Here is a 15,866-nt window from a genome sequence, read left to right as displayed (position 1 = left end):
GTCGACCGCAGCCTCACCTGGCTGCCGGCTGCCCCGTCGCCCGGGCCGGCGCACCGACGGGCGGCCGGGCCGGCCATGGCCGGCTGGGGTCTTCGCCGGCCGGGCTATTCGGCCTTCGCCGCTCGCATCGCCGCTCCCACGATGCCCGCGTTGTTCTGCAGTTCGGCCGGCACGATCTCCGCGCGGATGCCCTCGATGAGGTGCAGGAACTTGTCGGCCTTGCGGCTGACGCCGCCGCCGATGATGAACAGCTCGGGCGAGAAGAGCATCTCGACGTGGGCGAGGTACTTCGTGACGCGGCGGGCCCAGTGCTCCCAGGTCAGCTCGCCGTCCTCCTTGGCCTTGCTGGAGGCGCGCTTCTCGGCGTCGTGCCCGTGCAGCTCCAGGTGGCCGAGCTCGGTGTTGGGGACGAGGACGCCGTCGACGAAGACGGCGCTGCCGATGCCCGTGCCGAACGTCAGGAGGATCACCGTGCCGCTGCGGTCGCGGCCGGCGCCGAAGGACACCTCGGCGACGCCCGCCGCGTCCGCGTCGTTGACCACCGTCACCGGCAGTCCGCCCAGCCGCTCGCTGAAGAGGGCACGCGCGTCCGTGTCGATCCAGCTCTTGTCGACGTTGGCCGCCGTGCGGATCGTCGAACCGCCGGTGACCACGCCCGGGAAGGTCAGGCCGACCGGTCCCGTCCACGCGAAGTGCTCGACGACCTGCCGCACACCGTCGGCCACGCCCTCGGGCGTGGCCGGGTGCGGGGTGAGTACTTTGTGCCGCTCCTGAGCCAGGTCGCCCTTGTCCAAATCCACCGGGGCGCCCTTGATCCCGGAGCCGCCGATGTCCACGCCGAAGATCTGCATGGCCCTACGTTACGACGGCCGACGGACCGTCACCCGGCCGAGGTGCCGGTCAGCTGTCCGCCGGACCGGACGCCGCGTCCGACGCCGTCCCGGACGCCGCACCACGGCCGCCCCGCTCGGCCACCAGCGCCGCCGCCTCCTCGCGCAGGTCGCGGCGGAGCTCCTTCGGCAGCGAGAAGGTGATGTGCTCCTCGGCCGCCTTGACGAGCTCCACGTCGCCGTAGCCGCGCTCGGTCAGCCAGGCCAGGACCTCCTCGACGAGGACCTCGGGGACGGACGCGCCGGAGGTGACGCCCACCGTGGTCACGCCCTCCAGCCACGCCTCGTCGATCTCGCTCGCGAAGTCGACCAGGTAGGCCTCGCGGGAGCCGGCCAGCTTGGCGACCTCGACGAGCCGCTTGGAGTTGGAGGAGTTGCGGGAACCGACGACGATCACCAGCTCCGCCTCCGCGCCCATCTGCTTCACCGCGAGCTGACGGTTCTGCGTGGCGTAGCAGATGTCGTCGCTGGGCGGCGAGATGAGCTGCGGGAACTTCTCCTTGAGGGCGTCGACCGTCTCCATGGTCTCGTCGACCGAGAGGGTGGTCTGGGAGAGCCACACGATCTTCGACGGATCGCGGACCTCCACCTTGGCGACGTCCTCGGGACCGTCGACGAGCTGGATGTGGTCGGGGGCCTCGCCGGAGGTGCCGATGACCTCTTCGTGGCCCTCGTGCCCGATCAGGAGGATGTCGTAGTCCTCGTTGGCGAACCGGACGGCTTCCTTGTGGACCTTGGTGACCAGGGGGCAGGTCGCGTCGATGGTGGCCAGCCGCCCGCGGGCGGCCTCCTCGTGGACGACGGGGGCGACGCCGTGCGCGGAGAACATGACGATGTTGCCCGGCGGGACCTCCTCCGTCCGTTCGACGAAGACGGCGCCCTTCCGCTCCAGGGTCTGCACGACGTACTTGTTGTGGACGATCTCGTGCCGGACGTAGACCGGCGCCCCGTACTGCTCCAGGGCCTTCTCGACGGCGATCACGGCACGGTCGACGCCCGCGCAGTAACCCCGGGGGGCGGCGAGCAGGACACGGCGGCGGCCAGGCGAAGCAGTCATGCGTCCCATCGTAAGGCCGCGCCCGAGGGGTCGGAGATCACCGCATTGGGGAGACTGGGGGGACCGGCCGTGAGCCGAGGGGGGTGGCCAGGACCCGACGCGCGCGGAGGCACTGATGTCCGACCTCACCGGCACCGGCACGCAGGACCGTTCGGCCCGGGAGGGGCACGCACACCTGCGGCGCAGCCTGCGCTTCCGCGACCTGGTCGTCTACGGGCTGCTGTTCATCGCGCCGATGGCGCCGGTCGGCATCTTCGGGACGCTGGACGCGAAGTCGCACGGGGCGGTGGCGCTGGTCTACGTCGTGGCGACGGTCGCCATGGCGTTCACCGCCTTCAGTTACGCGCAGATGGTGCGGGTGGTCCCCCAGGCGGGCTCGGTGTTCGCGTACGCGCGCGTGGCGCTCGGGGAGAAGGCGGGGTTCGTGGCGGGCTGGATGGCGCTGCTGGACTACGTCCTCATCCCGGCCGTGGCGTACCTGTTCTCCGGCATCGCGATGAACGCGCTGGTCCCGGAGGTCTCCCGGTGGGCGTGGACGGCGCTCGCGGTCGTGATCACCACCCTGCTCAACCTGTGGGGGGTCCGGGCGGCGGCCCGGGTGGGCTTCCTGGTACTGGCGCTGGAGATCGTCGTCCTGGTCGTCTTCGTGGTGTCCGCGCTGGTCGTCCTCGCGCGTGACGGCGCGGAGCGCGGCTGGCTGTCGCCGCTGAGCGGAGACGGCTCGCAGGGGGCGTTCGCGCTGTCCGCGGTGATCGGCGCGGTGTCGGTGGCCGTCCTGTCCTATCTGGGCTTCGACGCGATCGCGAGCTTCGCGGAGGAGGTCACCGGGGGTTCGGAGAAGGTCGCGCGGGCCCTGCTGTTCTGTCTGGCGGTGGCCGGCCTGCTGTTCGTGGCGCAGACGTACCTGGTCGCGCTGCTGGAGCCGGTGTCGTCCGCCGAGCTGGCCGCCGACCCCGGCAGGCAGGGGTCGGCGTTCTACGACGCCGTGGACGTGTCCGTCGGCACCTGGCTGCACGATCTGGTGGCGGTCAGCAAGGCGATCGGCGCCGCGTTCGCCGCCCTGGCCGGACAGGCGGCGGCCGGCCGGCTGCTGTTCGCCATGGGCCGTGAGCGGCGGCTGCCGCGGGTGCTGGCCCGTACGGACGGGGGCGTGCCGCGGGTCGCGCTGCTGTGCTCGGCCGTCGTCACGACGGTCGCGGCGGTGTGGGCGGCGCGACGCGACGACGGGATGGATCACCTGGTGTCGGTGGTCGACATCGGCGCGCTGACGGCGTTCACCCTGCTGCACGCGAGCGTGGTGGGGTGGTTCGCGGTGCGGCGGGCGGGCGGGCCGGTGGTGTGGTGGCGGCATGTGCTGGTGCCGTCGGCGGGGGCCGCGATCACGATCGCGGTGATCGCGGAGGCGTCGGCCGCGGCACAGGTGGTGGGCCTCGTCTGGCTCGCGGTGGGGGCCGTCGTGCTGGTCGCGCAGCGCGGACGGTCCGGGGCCGCCGCGTAGGCCGGACACGGCCTCGGGGCGTGCTGCCGGCCCGCCGGCCGTTTCCGCCGGTCCCGGCCCCTGCTCGCCGTGGGGGCGGGACCCCCGGATTGTCGGTGGCGGCCGATACGCTCGGGCGCATGGCTGTGAACACGTCCGCGGACGCCCCGCTGCCCGTCGGCGAGGTCTCGCGGCTCATCGGAAGCTGGATCGACCGGCTCGGCGCGGTGTGGGTCGAGGGGCAGATCACCCAGTTGTCCCGGCGCCCGGGCGCCGGCGTGGTGTTCCTGACCCTGCGGGACCCGTCGCACGACATCTCGGTGAGCGTGACCTGCTACCGGCAGGTGTTCGACGCGGTCGCGGACGTCGTCGGGGAGGGCGCGCGGGTCGTCGTCCACGCGAAGCCGGAGTGGTACGCGCCGCGCGGCCAGCTGTCGCTGCGAGCCGTCGAGATAAGGCCGGTGGGGGTCGGCGAGCTGCTGGCGCGGCTGGAGCAGCTGAAGAAGTCGCTGGCCGCGGAGGGGCTCTTCGCCCCCGCGCGGAAGAAGCCGCTGCCCTTCCTGCCGCAGCTCATCGGGCTGGTGTGCGGGCGGGCCTCGGCCGCAGAGCGGGACGTCCTGGAGAACGCCCGGCACCGCTGGCCCGCGGTCCGCTTCGAGGTGCGCAACGTCGCCGTCCAGGGTGTGCACGCGGTGACGCAGGTCGTCCAGGCGGTGAAGGAGCTGGACGGCCTGGACGACGTGGACGTGATCATCGTCGCGCGCGGCGGCGGCAGCGTGGAGGACCTGCTGCCGTTCTCCGACGAACAGCTGGTCAGGGCGGTCGCGGCCTGCCGTACGCCGGTCGTCTCGGCGATCGGGCACGAGCCGGACAACCCGCTGCTCGACCATGTCGCCGACCTGCGGGCCTCGACGCCGACCGACGCCGCGAAGAAGGTCGTGCCGGACGTCGGCGAGGAGCTGGAGCGGGTGCGGATGCTGCGCGGGCGGGCGCGGCGCTGTGCGCAGGCGTTCCTGGAGCGGGAGGAGCGCGGGCTCGCCCACGCCCTCGCGCGGCCCGCGATACAGGATCCGCACCGGATGATCGACGAGCGGGCCGATCAGGTCTCCTCGCTCGTCGACCGTGCGCGGCGCACGGTCGGGCACCTCCTGGACCGCGCCGACTCCGAACTCACCCACACGCACGCGCGCGTGGTGGCGCTCTCGCCGGCCGCGACGCTGCAGCGCGGCTACGCGGTGCTGCAGCGGGCCGACGGGCACGTGGTCCGGGATCCGGCCGAGGTGTCGGCCGCCGAGACACTGCGCGCACGGGTGGCCGAGGGCGAGTTCACCGTTCGGGTCGACGACGACCGGGACCACGACGCCGACGACCAGGCAGCAACGACCACGACGACCACGGGAATGGATGCATGACGAGCAAGACGGACGAGGCGCTCGGGTACGAGCAGGCCCGCGACGAGCTGATCGAGGTCGTACGGCGGCTGGAGGCGGGGGGCACCACGCTGGAGGAGTCCCTCGCCCTCTGGGAGCGCGGTGAGGAGCTGGCCAAGGTGTGCCGGCGCTGGCTGGAGGGCGCCCGGGCCCGGCTGGACGCGGCACTGGCCGAGGAGGAGAAGGCGCAGGACGGGGAGTGAGCCGACGCACCCCGACCGGCGGTGGGTGCGTACGGGCGTGACGCAGCGGGCCCGGTGGAGCCGGGCGGCGTGAGGGAGCGGGCCCGGTGGAGCCGGAGGGCGTGACGCAGCGGGCCCGGTGAGCAGGCGTGCGGGGGACAGCGGGTCCGGTCAGCAGGCGTGCGGGGGACAGCGGGTCCGGTGCACAGGGCCGGTAGGGCCGGTGGGGTGCAGCGATCCTGTGAAGCGGATCACGGCGCTCCTCTATTTGTTGAACTTTGAACCTTCCCGGCGTACTGTCAGTGCCGTCAGCCTATCCGGACCGCGGTCCGGTACGGGATCCGGACGCCACCCCCCGAGGAAGTCCCCGCATGTCTCTCGTTCTCGACCCCGCCGCCCAGGACCTGCTGTTCCGCGAGGCGCGCACCGCGAACACCTTCACCGACGAGCCGGTGACCGACGAGCAGGTCCAGGCGATCTACGACCTGGTCAAGTACGGGCCGACGGCGTTCAACCAGACCCCGCTGCGCATCACCCTGGTCCGCTCCGCCGAGGCCCGCGAGCGCCTGGTGCAGCACATGGCCGAGGGCAACCGGTCCAAGACCGCCACCGCCCCGCTGGTCGCGATCCTCTCCGCGGACAACGAGTTCCACGAGGAGCTGCCGACGCTCTTCCCCGCCTTCCCGCAGGCCAAGGACCTGTTCTTCAGCGAGCGCCCCGTCCGCGAGGGCGCGGCCGCGCTGAACGCCGCCCTCCAGGCCGCCTACTTCATCATCGGCGTCCGCGCCGCCGGCCTCGCCGCCGGACCGATGACCGGCGTGGACCTCGAAGGCGTCCGCAAGGAGTTCCTGGACGACGACCACACCCCGCTGATGGTCGTCAACATCGGCAAGCCGGGCGAGAACGCCTCCTACCCGCGCTCCCCGCGCCTGGCGTACGACCAGGTCGTCACCACCGTCTGAGAACGGTCATCCGTGAGGAGGCCCCCGGCGCGCCCGCCGGGGGCCTCCTCACGTGCCGCCTCACTCGTCCCACCCGGCGTCCCGTCCGTCACCGCGGGAATCCCCTCACTGCCGGGGCGCTCAGGCCAGCTTCAGCGCCCCGGCCATCGCCGACAGCTGCTCGAAGGAGCCCGTGCCCGCCACCACGGTGGTGGAGCCCGCCGCGCCCTGGAGGACCAGCGCGTCGTAGCGGCCGCCGGTGTAGCGGATCCAGGTGCGCCCGCCGATCTGCTCGGTGACCTTGGTCGCCTTCGCGCCCTGGCTGGCTTCCTGGACGAACTCCGAGCGCTGCTGAGTGGACTGCTCGACCGCCACGTACTCCCCGTCGGGGGCGTGGAAACCGAGGTGCCAGGCGTCGTACGCGTCGCCCTGGAACCGCACCGAGGTCGCCTTCCAGGTGTCGGGCAGGCCCTCGGGCGCGGCCACCGGGTAGGACGCCGCGCGACGCGCCGTGAGGAGCTCGACGCGGTAGTCGACCTGCTGGACGTCGCGAGGGCGATCGTCGTGCGGGACGAAGAGGTAAATGACCCACGCCGCGATCATGATCACCCCGAGGGAGAGGATCATGTCGCGGGCCGTCTTCTGCTTGCCGTTCGAACCTGCCACGCCCCCTATCGTCGCAGGTGCCCGAAGCGCTCATCCGTGGGGTCCCCTGCTCATTTTGTCGGACTGACGATAGAGTCGGGTTCGAACCCTCATCCGGCCGTCGTCGTATCAGTCAGAAAGGTGCGCTCCGATGACCGAGCATCATCAATTGCCGTCCGAGCTCGATGTCCCGTCCGAGGCCCCCGACCGCAACCTCGCCCTGGAACTCGTCCGGGTGACCGAAGCCGCCGCCATGGCCGCGGGCCGCTGGGTGGGACGCGGTGACAAGAACGGCGCCGACGGTGCCGCGGTGCGCGCCATGCGGACCCTCGTCTCCACCGTGTCGATGAACGGCGTGGTCGTCATCGGCGAGGGCGAGAAGGACGAGGCCCCGATGCTCTTCAACGGAGAGCGCGTCGGTGACGGGACCGGTCCCGAGGTCGACATCGCGGTCGACCCGATCGACGGCACCACGCTGACGGCCAAGGGCATGCCGAACGCGATCGCCGTCCTCGCGGCCACCGAGCGGGGCGCGATGTTCGACCCGTCCGCCGTGTTCTACATGGACAAGCTGGTCACCGGCCCCGAGGCCGCCGACTTCGTCGACATCGACGCGCCCGTGGCCGTGAACATCCGGCGGGTCGCCAAGGCCAAGCGGGCCACGCCCGAGGACGTCACCGTCGTCATCCTGGACCGCCCGCGGCACGAGGGCATCATCGAGGAGATCCGGGAGACCGGGGCGCGCATCAAGCTCATCTCGGACGGCGATGTCGCCGGCTCGATCCTGGCCCTGCGCGAGGGCACCGGCGTCGACCTGCTGCTCGGCATCGGCGGCACCCCCGAGGGCATCATCTCGGCCTGTGCCGTGAAGTGCCTGGGCGGGGTCATCCAGGGCAAGCTGTGGCCCAAGGACGCCGAGGAGCGCCAGCGGGCGCTCGACGCGGGGCACGACCTCGACCGCGTCCTGACCACCGAGGACCTGGTGACCGGCGAGAACGTGTTCTTCGTCGCCACCGGCATCACCGACGGCGAACTGCTGCGGGGAGTCCGGTACCGCTCGGAGACCGCGACCACCGACTCGATCGTGATGCGGTCGAAGTCCGGGACGGTCCGGCGGATCGACTCCGAGCACCGGCTGAGCAAGCTGCGCGCCTACAGCGCCGTCGACTTCGACCGGGCCAAGTAGCCCCCGAAGTGCGTGAGAGGGGCACCCCCGGTGCGGTGGGGGTGCCCCTTTCGCGTACCCCGAGGTCCTGTCAGCCCGCGGCGGCTATGCGGCCCGCGGACTGTGCCGCCTTCTTCAGCTCCACGTCACGGCGGCGGCGCCGGGCGAGGGCCACCCGCCGTTCGGCGGCGGTGAGACCGCCCCAGACGCCGTAGGGCTCGGGCTGGAGCAGCGCGTGTTCGCGGCACTCCACCATGACGGGACAGCGCGCGCACACCCGCTTCGCGGCCTCCTCACGGGAGAGCCGGGCGGCCGTGGGTTCCTTGGAGGGGGCGAAGAACAGGCCTGCCTCGTCGCGCCGGCACACCGCCTCGGTATGCCAGGGGGCGTCTTGGTCCCTGTCGCGCGCTGGTACCCGCTGGGCCGGAACAGCGGCGACCTGCACGGGCGAATGCGGCGGTTGCAGCACGGGTCTACTCCTGACGACGGCTTCGCGAGCGAGAGACGATGCAGCAAGGCCTACCCGCTGTGCGCGCGCCTATGCACTGAGTCCCCGACCACCGTGCCTCACGGCGGCCTCGCGACGGCCTCACGTCCGGCAGCGGCGGCTCGCGGCAGACTGGAGAGCGACCTGCGAGCGATGCGAGGCGGACTCGAGGCCGGCTTCGCGACCGTCAATGACCCAGGTGCTTGCGCAAACCCCTGTCGACCTTGTGGTGCACCCGGTCGAGGATGTCCGCGACGAGCTTGCCCCGCTTCGGCCGGCCCTCGATGTTGCCGAGCACCGCCCAGCCGTCGACGTAGACCACCGGGGCGTCGGGCTGGGGCGAATCGAGCGCGTACACCTCGAAGTTGCCCAGCACCGCGCCGCCGGTGCCACGCAGCGAGACGTTCTCCGGGACGCGGACCTCGACATTGCCGAAGACCGAGATCGCCTTGATCACGACCTGCTGGTACTCGAAGAGCGCCTCGGTGAGGTCGATCTCGACGGTGCCGAAGACCGCGTAGGCGTGGATCCGGCGGCCCGCGCGCCAGCGACCCCTTCGGACGGCGCTGCTGAAGATCGCGACCACGTTGTCGTCGGGGTCGGCGGGGATCGCGCCCGCGGTGGGGCGGCTGGGGGCGGCGGAGGGGGCCGTGCGCCGCTCGTGCGCGGCGGGCAGGTCCCGGACGAAGGCCTCCAGCTCGCCGACCGTCTTGGCGGCCAGCACGCCCTCGACGCGCTCCGCGTGCTCGTCGGCGGTCAGCCGGCCCTCCGCGAGAGCCTCGCGGAGCATGTCGGCGATACGGTCACGGTCGGCGTCCGAGGCGCGCAACTCCGCGGCCGGCGCGGGGGCGGCGGTCTGCTTGTGAAGGTCCACGGGGGCAGCGTACCCAAACACGATAGATCGCGATACCCCCGTTCCGGGGCGGGCGGCGGACGAACTGAGCCTTACCTCACAAGCTCGCCGCCGACGGCAGGTCCTACGCTGGTGAGCGCCCGCCAATGGAGGCGGGCCCGCCGTCTGTCGAGTGAGGAATGGGCGAGATGCCTGAGTTCGCGTACACCGATCTGCTTCCCATGGGAGAGGACACCACCCCCTACCGGCTGGTGACCGCCGAGGGTGTCTCCACCTTCGAGGCCGACGGACGGACGTTCCTCAAGGTGGAGCCGGAGGCGCTGCGCAAGCTCGCCGAGGAGGCCATCCACGACATCCAGCACTACCTGCGCCCGGCCCACCTCGCGCAGCTGCGCCGCATCATCGACGACCCCGAGGCCTCCGCCAACGACAAGTTCGTCGCGCTGGACCTGCTGAAGAACGCGAACATCGCGGCCGCGGGCGTGCTCCCCATGTGCCAGGACACCGGCACGGCGATCGTCATGGGCAAGCGCGGGCAGAACGTGCTCACCGAGGGCGGCGACGAGGCGGCCCTGAGCCGCGGCATCTACGACGCCTACCTGAACCTCAATCTGCGCTACTCGCAGATGGCCCCGCTGACCATGTGGGACGAGAAGAACACCGGCTCCAACCTCCCGGCCCAGATCGAGCTGTACGCGGCCGACGGCGGCGCCTACAAGTTCCTGTTCATGGCCAAGGGCGGCGGCTCGGCCAACAAGAGCTTCCTCTACCAGGAGACGAAGGCCGTCCTGAACGAGGCCTCCATGATGAAGTTCCTGGAGGAGAAGATCCGTTCGCTCGGCACGGCCGCATGCCCGCCGTACCACCTGGCGATCGTCGTCGGCGGCACGTCGGCCGAGTACGCGCTGAAGACGGCGAAGTACGCCTCCGCGCACTACCTGGACGAGATCCCGGCCGAGGGTTCGCCGCTCGGCCACGGCTTCCGGGACAAGGAGCTCGAGGAGAAGGTCTTCGAGCTGACCCAGAGGATCGGCATCGGCGCGCAGTTCGGCGGCAAGTACTTCTGCCACGACGTACGCGTCGTCCGCCTCCCCCGGCACGGCGCCTCGTGCCCCGTCGCCATCGCCGTCTCCTGCTCCGCCGACCGGCAGGCCGTCGCGAAGATCACCGCCGAGGGCGTCTTCCTCGAGCAGCTCGAGACCGACCCGGCGCGCTTCCTGCCGGAGACCACGGACGAGCACCTCGACGAGTCCTCGGACGTGGTCCGCATCGACCTCAACCAGCCGATGGACGACATCCTCGCCGAGCTGACCAAGTACCCGGTCAAGACCCGGCTGTCCCTCACCGGCCCGCTGGTCGTGGCCCGCGACATCGCGCACGCCAAGATCAAGGAACGGCTCGACGCGGGCGAGGAGATGCCGCAGTACCTGAAGGACCACCCGGTGTACTACGCGGGCCCGGCCAAGACCCCCGAGGGCTACGCGTCCGGCTCCTTCGGCCCGACGACGGCCGGCCGCATGGACTCCTACGTCGAGCAGTTCCAGGCCGCGGGCGGCTCCAAGGTCATGCTCGCCAAGGGCAACCGCAGCAAGCAGGTCACCGACGCGTGCGGCGCGCACGGCGGCTTCTACCTCGGCTCCATCGGCGGCCCGGCCGCCCGGCTCGCCCAGGACTGCATCAAGAAGGTCGAGGTCGTCGAGTACGAGGAGCTCGGCATGGAGGCCGTCTGGAAGATCGAGGTCGAGGACTTCCCGGCCTTCGTCGTCGTCGACGACAAGGGCAACGACTTCTTCCAAAACCCGGCGCCCGCGCCGACGTTCACCACCATCCCGGTGCGCGGTCCCGGGCTGGGATAGCGGCCCCCGGAGGGCGGCGGGGCCGGGACGTGTCCCCGCCGCCTCCCGACGTGTCTCGTCCGCACGCGCCAGGACGGGATCGAGCGTGTCCGCCGGACGGCCCGGCGCGCGGAACATCCCGGCCTCCCCGATCGCTGTACGGGGCATGAGCGAATACCGGATCGAGCACGACTCCATGGGCGAGGTACGCGTCCCGGCGGAAGCCAAGTGGCGGGCCCAGACACAGCGCGCCGTCGAGAACTTCCCCGTCTCGGGACAGCGCATCGAGCGTGCCCACATCGAGGCGCTGGCGCGGATCAAGGGAGCCGCGGCGAAGGTGAACGCGCGGCTCGGGGTGGTCGACAAGGACATCGCCGACGCCATCCAGGAGGCGGCCGCCGAGGTCGCCGAGGGCCGGTGGGACGAGCACTTCCCGGTGGACGTGTTCCAGACCGGGTCGGGGACCTCGTCCAACATGAACGCCAACGAGGTCGTCGCCACGCTCGCCACCGAGCGGCTGGGCCGGGCCGTGCATCCCAACGACCACGTCAACGCCTCCCAGTCCTCCAACGACGTCTTCCCCTCGTCCCTGCACATCGCGGCCACCGCCGCCGTCACCCGCGATCTGATTCCCGCCCTGGAGCATCTGGCGGCGGCCCTGGAGCGCAAGTCCGCGGAGTTCGCCGACGTGGTGAAGGCGGGCCGGACGCATCTGATGGACGCCACGCCCGTGACGCTGGGCCAGGAGTTCGGCGGGTACGCCGCCCAGGTGCGGTACGGCGTGGAGAGGCTGAACGCCTCGCTCCCCCGGCTCGCGGAGCTGCCGCTGGGCGGCACCGCGGTCGGTACCGGCATCAACACGCCCCCCGGCTTCTCCGCCGCCGTCATCGAGGAGGTGGCGCGGGCCACCGGGCTGCCGCTGACCGAGGCGCGCGACCACTTCGAGGCGCAGGGCGCGCGGGACGGCGTCGTCGAGACCAGCGGGCAGCTGCGGACCATCGCCGTGGGCCTCACGAAGATCGCCAACGATCTGCGGTGGATGGCCTCGGGGCCGCGCACGGGCCTCGCCGAGATCAGCCTGCCCGACCTCCAGCCCGGCTCCTCGATCATGCCCGGCAAGGTCAACCCGGTGATCCCGGAGGCCGTGCTGATGGTCGCCGCGCAGGTCGTCGGGAACGACGCGACCGTGGCCACGGCGGGCGCGGCGGGCAACTTCGAGCTCAACGTCATGCTGCCGGTGATCGCCAAGAACGTGCTGGAGTCGATCCGGCTGCTCGCCAACGTGTCCCGGCTGCTGGCGGACCGGACCGTCGACGGGATCGTCGCGCACCGCGAGCGCGCCCGGGAGTACGCCGAGTCCTCGCCGTCCGTGGTGACGCCGCTGAACAAGTACATCGGGTACGAGGAGGCCGCGAAGGTGGCCAAGAAGGCGCTGGCGGAGCGGCGGACGATCCGGCAGGTGGTGCTGGACGGCGGGTACGTGGAGCGCGGCGACCTGACGGTCGAGCAGCTCGACGAGGCCCTGGATGTCCTGCGGATGACACACCCGTAAACCCTCGTGTGCTTTCGCGCCCCCGGCGTGAGAACCGTGACGCGCGCCGCAGCGTCGTATGCCCATGGCACCTAATATCTGTGCATGGCAGACGGTGGAGCGGTGAGACGCGTGGGAACGGGTGGTGCGGCGGGCTTCTGGGAGCCCGGGAGCCGGATTCTGTGGCGCTACCGGGAGAACGGCGGGGAGAATTTCCACATCGCCCGCCCGGTGACCGTCGTGCGGGACGACGAGGAGCTGCTCGCCGTGTGGCTGGCCCCGGGCACGCAGTGCGTCAAGCCGGTGCTCGCGGACGGCACCCCGCCGCACCAGGAGCCGCTGCGCACCCGGTACACCAAGCCGCGTACCGTCGCGCGGGGCCACTGGCTCGGCACCGGGGTGCTGAAGGTGGCCCGGCCCGGCGAGCCGTGGTCGGTGTGGCTGTTCTGGGACCAGGGCTGGCAGTTCAAGAACTGGTACGTCAACCTGGAGACACCGCTGGCCCGTTGGGACGGCGGGGTGGATTCCGAGGACCACTTCCTCGACATCTGCGTCTACCCGGACCGCAGCTGGGGTCTGCGTGACGAGGACGAGTTCGCGCAGGCCCAGCAGGACGGACTGATGGACCGGGCGGTCGCGGAGCAGGTGCGGGAGGCGGGCAGCAGGGCGGTGGAGGTGATCCGTGCGTGGGGGCCTCCGTTCAGCGAGGGCTGGCAGCACTGGCGCCCGGATCCGTCGTGGGCCGTACCGTTGCTGCCGGAGGACTGGGACCGTACGCCCGCGCACCTGTCCACATGAGACCCTTGATGCGCCCCCGGGCAACAAACGTAGGATCGTCCTCCGCAAGGCACGCTGGCAGTAACTCCCGGAGCAGACGCCGGGCCTGACCGAACGTCACCGAGGGGCGGCAGCACGTGAGCGAGGGGCACGAGGGCAACACCGGCGGGACGCTCGACGTCGGCCCCCGGGGCCGCGCGCGGTCCACCGGCGGCACAGGAACAACCTCTGACCACGCGGGAATTCCGTTCCGGGGGCACGTATTCCGGGTATCGGGTTTCCTGCGGGACCAACTGCGCGCGCGGCGCGCAGCCCCGGACGGACGGATTCGACACGCGTGACGGAGCAGCCCACCTCCTACGAACGCCCCCAGGGCGTCGACCCCACGGACCCCCGTGGGGCACTGCTGCATACCCAGGCGTCGGCGCCGGGCCAGTCCGCCTTACCTCCCGACACCTCGGGGACGACGACGCCGCGCGGCAAGGGCGGAAAGGGTGGCATGGGCGGCCAGGGAGCCAGGGGAACGGACGCGGCCGGCTCGGAGGCGGGTTCCGGCACGGAGCACTCCCAGCCGTCGGCGTCCGACGAGGCGCTGGGGACGCCGCCCGCGCGGGCCAAGCCGGGCGTGGGCGACCACCGGCCGCGCCCCGCGCCCGAGTCCATCCCGGCCCAGCCGGGCGCCGACGCGCGCCCGGAGCGGGGGCCGGAGGGCCAGGACCGGCGCGCCGGAGGGGCGCTCACGCCCGGTCGGCCCACGCCGATGCGGCGGGACGGGGACCGGCTGCGCTTCGTGGGCGCCGCGACCCGGCGGATCGCCCGCGGACTGGACCTCGACGAGATCGTGATGGGGCTGTGCCGGGCCACGGTGCCGACCTTCTCCGACGCGATCCTCGTCTATCTGCGCGACCCGCTGCCCGTGGGCGACGAGCGGCCCGCGGCGGACCGCATCATGCTGCGGCTGCGGCGCACCGACCGCATCCCGGAGGAACGGGACACCGAGACCGGCTTCGCCGCGCTCGCCCTGCCGCCCCCGGAGCCGGGCGAGCTGACGGCCGAGCTGTCGGCCGCGGTCGCCGAGCTGTGCGAGGTGCGGCCCGGCGGGGCGCTCGCGGAGGTGCTGCGCGGGGTGCGTCCGGTGTTCGCCGACCATCCGGCCGCCCGGGCCGCGTTGCCCGAACTGCTGGGCGAGGACAGCACGTTGGCCATCCCGGGCGGTCAGCGGGCGGTCCTGGCCCCGCTGCGCGGCCGCCGCCGGGTGATCGGCGCCGCGGTGTTCCTGCGCCGCCCGGAGCGCATCCCGTTCGAGAACGACGACCTGCTGGTGGCCGCCCAGCTCGCCACGCACAGCGCCCTGGGCATCGACAAGGCCGTGCTGTACGACCGTGAGGCGTACATCGCCGACGAGTTGCAGCGCACGATGCTGCCGGAGACCCTGCCGCGTCCCACGGGGGTGCGGCTCGCCTCCCGGTACCTGCCCGCGGCCGAGACCGCGCGGGTCGGCGGCGACTGGTACGACGCCATCCCGCTGCCGGGCAGCCGGGTGGCGCTGGTGGTGGGCGACGTCATGGGGCACTCCATGACGTCGGCGGCCATCATGGGGCAGCTGCGGACGACGGCCCAGACCCTCGCCGGCCTCGACCTGCCGCCGCAGGAGGTCCTGCACCATCTCGACGAGCAGGCCCAGCGGCTGGGCACCGACCGCATGGCGACCTGCCTGTACGCGGTCTACGACCCGGTCTCGCACCGCATCACCATCGCCAACGCGGGTCATCCCCCGCCCATCCTGCTGCACCTGGGCGGCCGGGCCGAGGTGCTGCGGGTGCCGCCGGGCGCGCCGATCGGCGTGGGCGGGGTCGACTTCGAGGCGGTGGAGCTGGACGCCCCGGCCGGGGCGACGCTGCTGCTGTACACCGACGGTCTGGTCGAGTCCCGGCTGCGGGACGTGGCGACCGGCATAGAGCAGCTGCGGGAGAAGCTCGCCGCGACCGCCCAGCTGACCGGGCCCGATCATCCGCCGCCGCTCGAGGCCCTGTGCGACGAGGTGCTCGACATGCTCGGCCCGGGCGACCGGGACGACGACATCGCGCTGCTCGCCGCCCGGTTCGACGGGATCGCGCCGAGCGACGTGGCGTACTGGTTCCTCGAACCGGAGGACGCGGCTCCCGGCCGGGCCCGCCGGCTGGCCCGGCGGGCGCTGTCCCGCTGGGGCATGGAGGACATGACGGACTCGGTCGAGCTGCTGGTCAGCGAGGTCGTCACGAACGCGGTGCGGTACGCCTCGCGGCCGGTGACCCTGCGGTTGCTGCGGACCGACGTGCTGCGCTGCGAGGTCGGCGACGACGTGCCGCAGCTGCCCCGGCTGCGGCAGGCCCGGGCGACCGACGAGGGCGGCCGTGGCCTGTATCTGGTGAACCGGCTGGCCCGGCGCTGGGGAGCCACCCGGCTGAGCACCGGCAAGGTGGTCTGGTTCGAGTTGAACCGGAGCTGAGGGACGGCGGACACATGTGGAGGGGGGGGGCCGCGGTGAACCGGGGGCCCCCCCCCCCCGGTGAAGCCCCCCCGGGGGGGGGACCCCCCCCCCCCGCCCCCCACCGCC

Annotated in this window: 14 protein-coding genes; 9 read left to right on the top strand and 5 right to left on the bottom strand. The window is 72.4% G+C overall.

All coding sequences use genetic code 11. The features are described 5' to 3' along the window. Positions 1–104: 104 nt before the first annotated feature. Positions 105–851, bottom strand: coding sequence for a polyphosphate--glucose phosphotransferase (gene ppgK, locus J2X68_RS30205; protein ID WP_310435770.1), 747 nt, complete (start codon positions 849–851; stop codon positions 105–107). A 49-nt stretch (positions 852–900) separates the two neighbouring features. Then, positions 901–1,956 (bottom strand): 4-hydroxy-3-methylbut-2-enyl diphosphate reductase, encoded by a 1,056-nt coding sequence (locus J2X68_RS30200; protein WP_310435769.1) that lies wholly within the window; start codon positions 1,954–1,956, stop codon positions 901–903. A gap of 106 nt (positions 1,957–2,062) precedes the next feature. On the opposite strand from J2X68_RS30200, the gene J2X68_RS30195 reads away from it, so the two are divergent. The 4 genes from J2X68_RS30195 (at position 2,063) to J2X68_RS30180 (ending at position 5,998) form a co-directional block, all read left to right on the top strand. Next, positions 2,063–3,445 (top strand): APC family permease, encoded by a 1,383-nt coding sequence (locus tag J2X68_RS30195; protein ID WP_310435768.1) that lies wholly within the window; start codon positions 2,063–2,065, stop codon positions 3,443–3,445. A gap of 119 nt (positions 3,446–3,564) precedes the next feature. Further along, positions 3,565–4,836, top strand: a complete 1,272-nt coding sequence (gene xseA, locus J2X68_RS30190) for an exodeoxyribonuclease VII large subunit (protein WP_310435767.1) — start codon at positions 3,565–3,567, stop codon at positions 4,834–4,836. Further along, positions 4,833–5,057, top strand: coding sequence for an exodeoxyribonuclease VII small subunit (locus J2X68_RS30185; RefSeq protein ID WP_310435766.1), 225 nt, complete (start codon positions 4,833–4,835; stop codon positions 5,055–5,057). The genes xseA and J2X68_RS30185 overlap by 4 nt, the downstream gene beginning before the upstream one ends. 350 nt (positions 5,058–5,407) lie before the next feature. Next, positions 5,408–5,998: a malonic semialdehyde reductase gene (locus J2X68_RS30180; protein WP_310435765.1), complete on the top strand. Its 591-nt coding sequence runs from the start codon at positions 5,408–5,410 to the stop codon at positions 5,996–5,998. Between the two features lie 120 nt (positions 5,999–6,118). Here the strand turns inward: J2X68_RS30180 and J2X68_RS30175 are convergent, their stop codons facing one another. Next, a complete protein-coding gene (locus tag J2X68_RS30175) occupies positions 6,119–6,643 on the bottom strand; it encodes a DUF4245 domain-containing protein (RefSeq protein WP_310435764.1) in 525 nt (174 codons plus the stop codon). A 130-nt stretch (positions 6,644–6,773) separates the two neighbouring features. On the opposite strand from J2X68_RS30175, the gene glpX reads away from it, so the two are divergent. Continuing rightward, positions 6,774–7,808 (top strand): class II fructose-bisphosphatase, encoded by a 1,035-nt coding sequence (gene glpX, locus J2X68_RS30170; protein ID WP_310435763.1) that lies wholly within the window; start codon positions 6,774–6,776, stop codon positions 7,806–7,808. A 70-nt stretch (positions 7,809–7,878) separates the two neighbouring features. Here the strand turns inward: glpX and J2X68_RS30165 are convergent, their stop codons facing one another. Beyond that, positions 7,879–8,256, bottom strand: a complete 378-nt coding sequence (locus J2X68_RS30165) for a WhiB family transcriptional regulator (protein WP_028806547.1) — start codon at positions 8,254–8,256, stop codon at positions 7,879–7,881. Positions 8,257–8,461: 205 nt separating this feature from the next. Beyond that, complete coding sequence (locus J2X68_RS30160; RefSeq protein ID WP_310435762.1) at positions 8,462–9,148, bottom strand: DUF1707 domain-containing protein; 687 nt, start codon at positions 9,146–9,148, stop codon at positions 8,462–8,464. 167 nt (positions 9,149–9,315) lie between these two features. On the opposite strand from J2X68_RS30160, the gene J2X68_RS30155 reads away from it, so the two are divergent. The 4 genes from J2X68_RS30155 to J2X68_RS30140 all read left to right on the top strand — a co-directional run bounded on the left by J2X68_RS30155 (position 9,316) and on the right by J2X68_RS30140 (position 15,758). Then, the gene (locus J2X68_RS30155) at positions 9,316–10,983 is read left to right on the top strand and encodes a fumarate hydratase (RefSeq protein ID WP_310435761.1); all 1,668 of its coding nucleotides are present in this window, start codon (positions 9,316–9,318) and stop codon (positions 10,981–10,983) included. A gap of 145 nt (positions 10,984–11,128) precedes the next feature. After that, positions 11,129–12,514: a class II fumarate hydratase gene (locus tag J2X68_RS30150; protein WP_310435760.1), complete on the top strand. Its 1,386-nt coding sequence runs from the start codon at positions 11,129–11,131 to the stop codon at positions 12,512–12,514. An 84-nt stretch (positions 12,515–12,598) separates the two neighbouring features. Beyond that, on the top strand, positions 12,599–13,291 hold the full coding sequence (locus tag J2X68_RS30145) for a DUF402 domain-containing protein (protein WP_310435759.1): 693 nt from the start codon (positions 12,599–12,601) through the stop codon (positions 13,289–13,291). Positions 13,292–13,607: 316 nt separating this feature from the next. Then, positions 13,608–15,758, top strand: a complete 2,151-nt coding sequence (locus tag J2X68_RS30140; protein ID WP_310435758.1) for a SpoIIE family protein phosphatase — start codon at positions 13,608–13,610, stop codon at positions 15,756–15,758. Positions 15,759–15,866: the final 108 nt, after the last annotated feature.

This window comes from Streptomyces sp. 3330 (genome assembly GCF_031456635.1).
Lineage (GTDB): Bacteria > Actinomycetota > Actinomycetes > Streptomycetales > Streptomycetaceae > Streptomyces.
This window is presented reverse-complemented; position numbering and strand designations above follow the sequence as displayed.

Bases quoted from the DNA above. Each gene is read 5' to 3' on its own strand.
- glpX (WP_310435763.1), top strand. From the start codon at position 6,774: ATGACCGAGCATCATCAATTGCCGTCCGAGCTCGATGTCCCGTCCGAG.
- J2X68_RS30195 (WP_310435768.1), top strand. From the start codon at position 2,063: ATGTCCGACCTCACCGGCACCGGCACGCAGGACCGTTCGGCCCGGGAG.
- J2X68_RS30180 (WP_310435765.1), top strand. From the start codon at position 5,408: ATGTCTCTCGTTCTCGACCCCGCCGCCCAGGACCTGCTGTTCCGCGAG.
- J2X68_RS30185 (WP_310435766.1), top strand. From the start codon at position 4,833: ATGACGAGCAAGACGGACGAGGCGCTCGGGTACGAGCAGGCCCGCGAC.
- J2X68_RS30150 (WP_310435760.1), top strand. From the start codon at position 11,129: ATGAGCGAATACCGGATCGAGCACGACTCCATGGGCGAGGTACGCGTC.
- J2X68_RS30155 (WP_310435761.1), top strand. From the start codon at position 9,316: ATGCCTGAGTTCGCGTACACCGATCTGCTTCCCATGGGAGAGGACACC.
- xseA (WP_310435767.1), top strand. From the start codon at position 3,565: ATGGCTGTGAACACGTCCGCGGACGCCCCGCTGCCCGTCGGCGAGGTC.
- J2X68_RS30145 (WP_310435759.1), top strand. From the start codon at position 12,599: ATGGCAGACGGTGGAGCGGTGAGACGCGTGGGAACGGGTGGTGCGGCG.
- ppgK (WP_310435770.1), bottom strand. From the start codon at position 851: ATGCAGATCTTCGGCGTGGACATCGGCGGCTCCGGGATCAAGGGCGCC.
- J2X68_RS30200 (WP_310435769.1), bottom strand. From the start codon at position 1,956: ATGGGACGCATGACTGCTTCGCCTGGCCGCCGCCGTGTCCTGCTCGCC.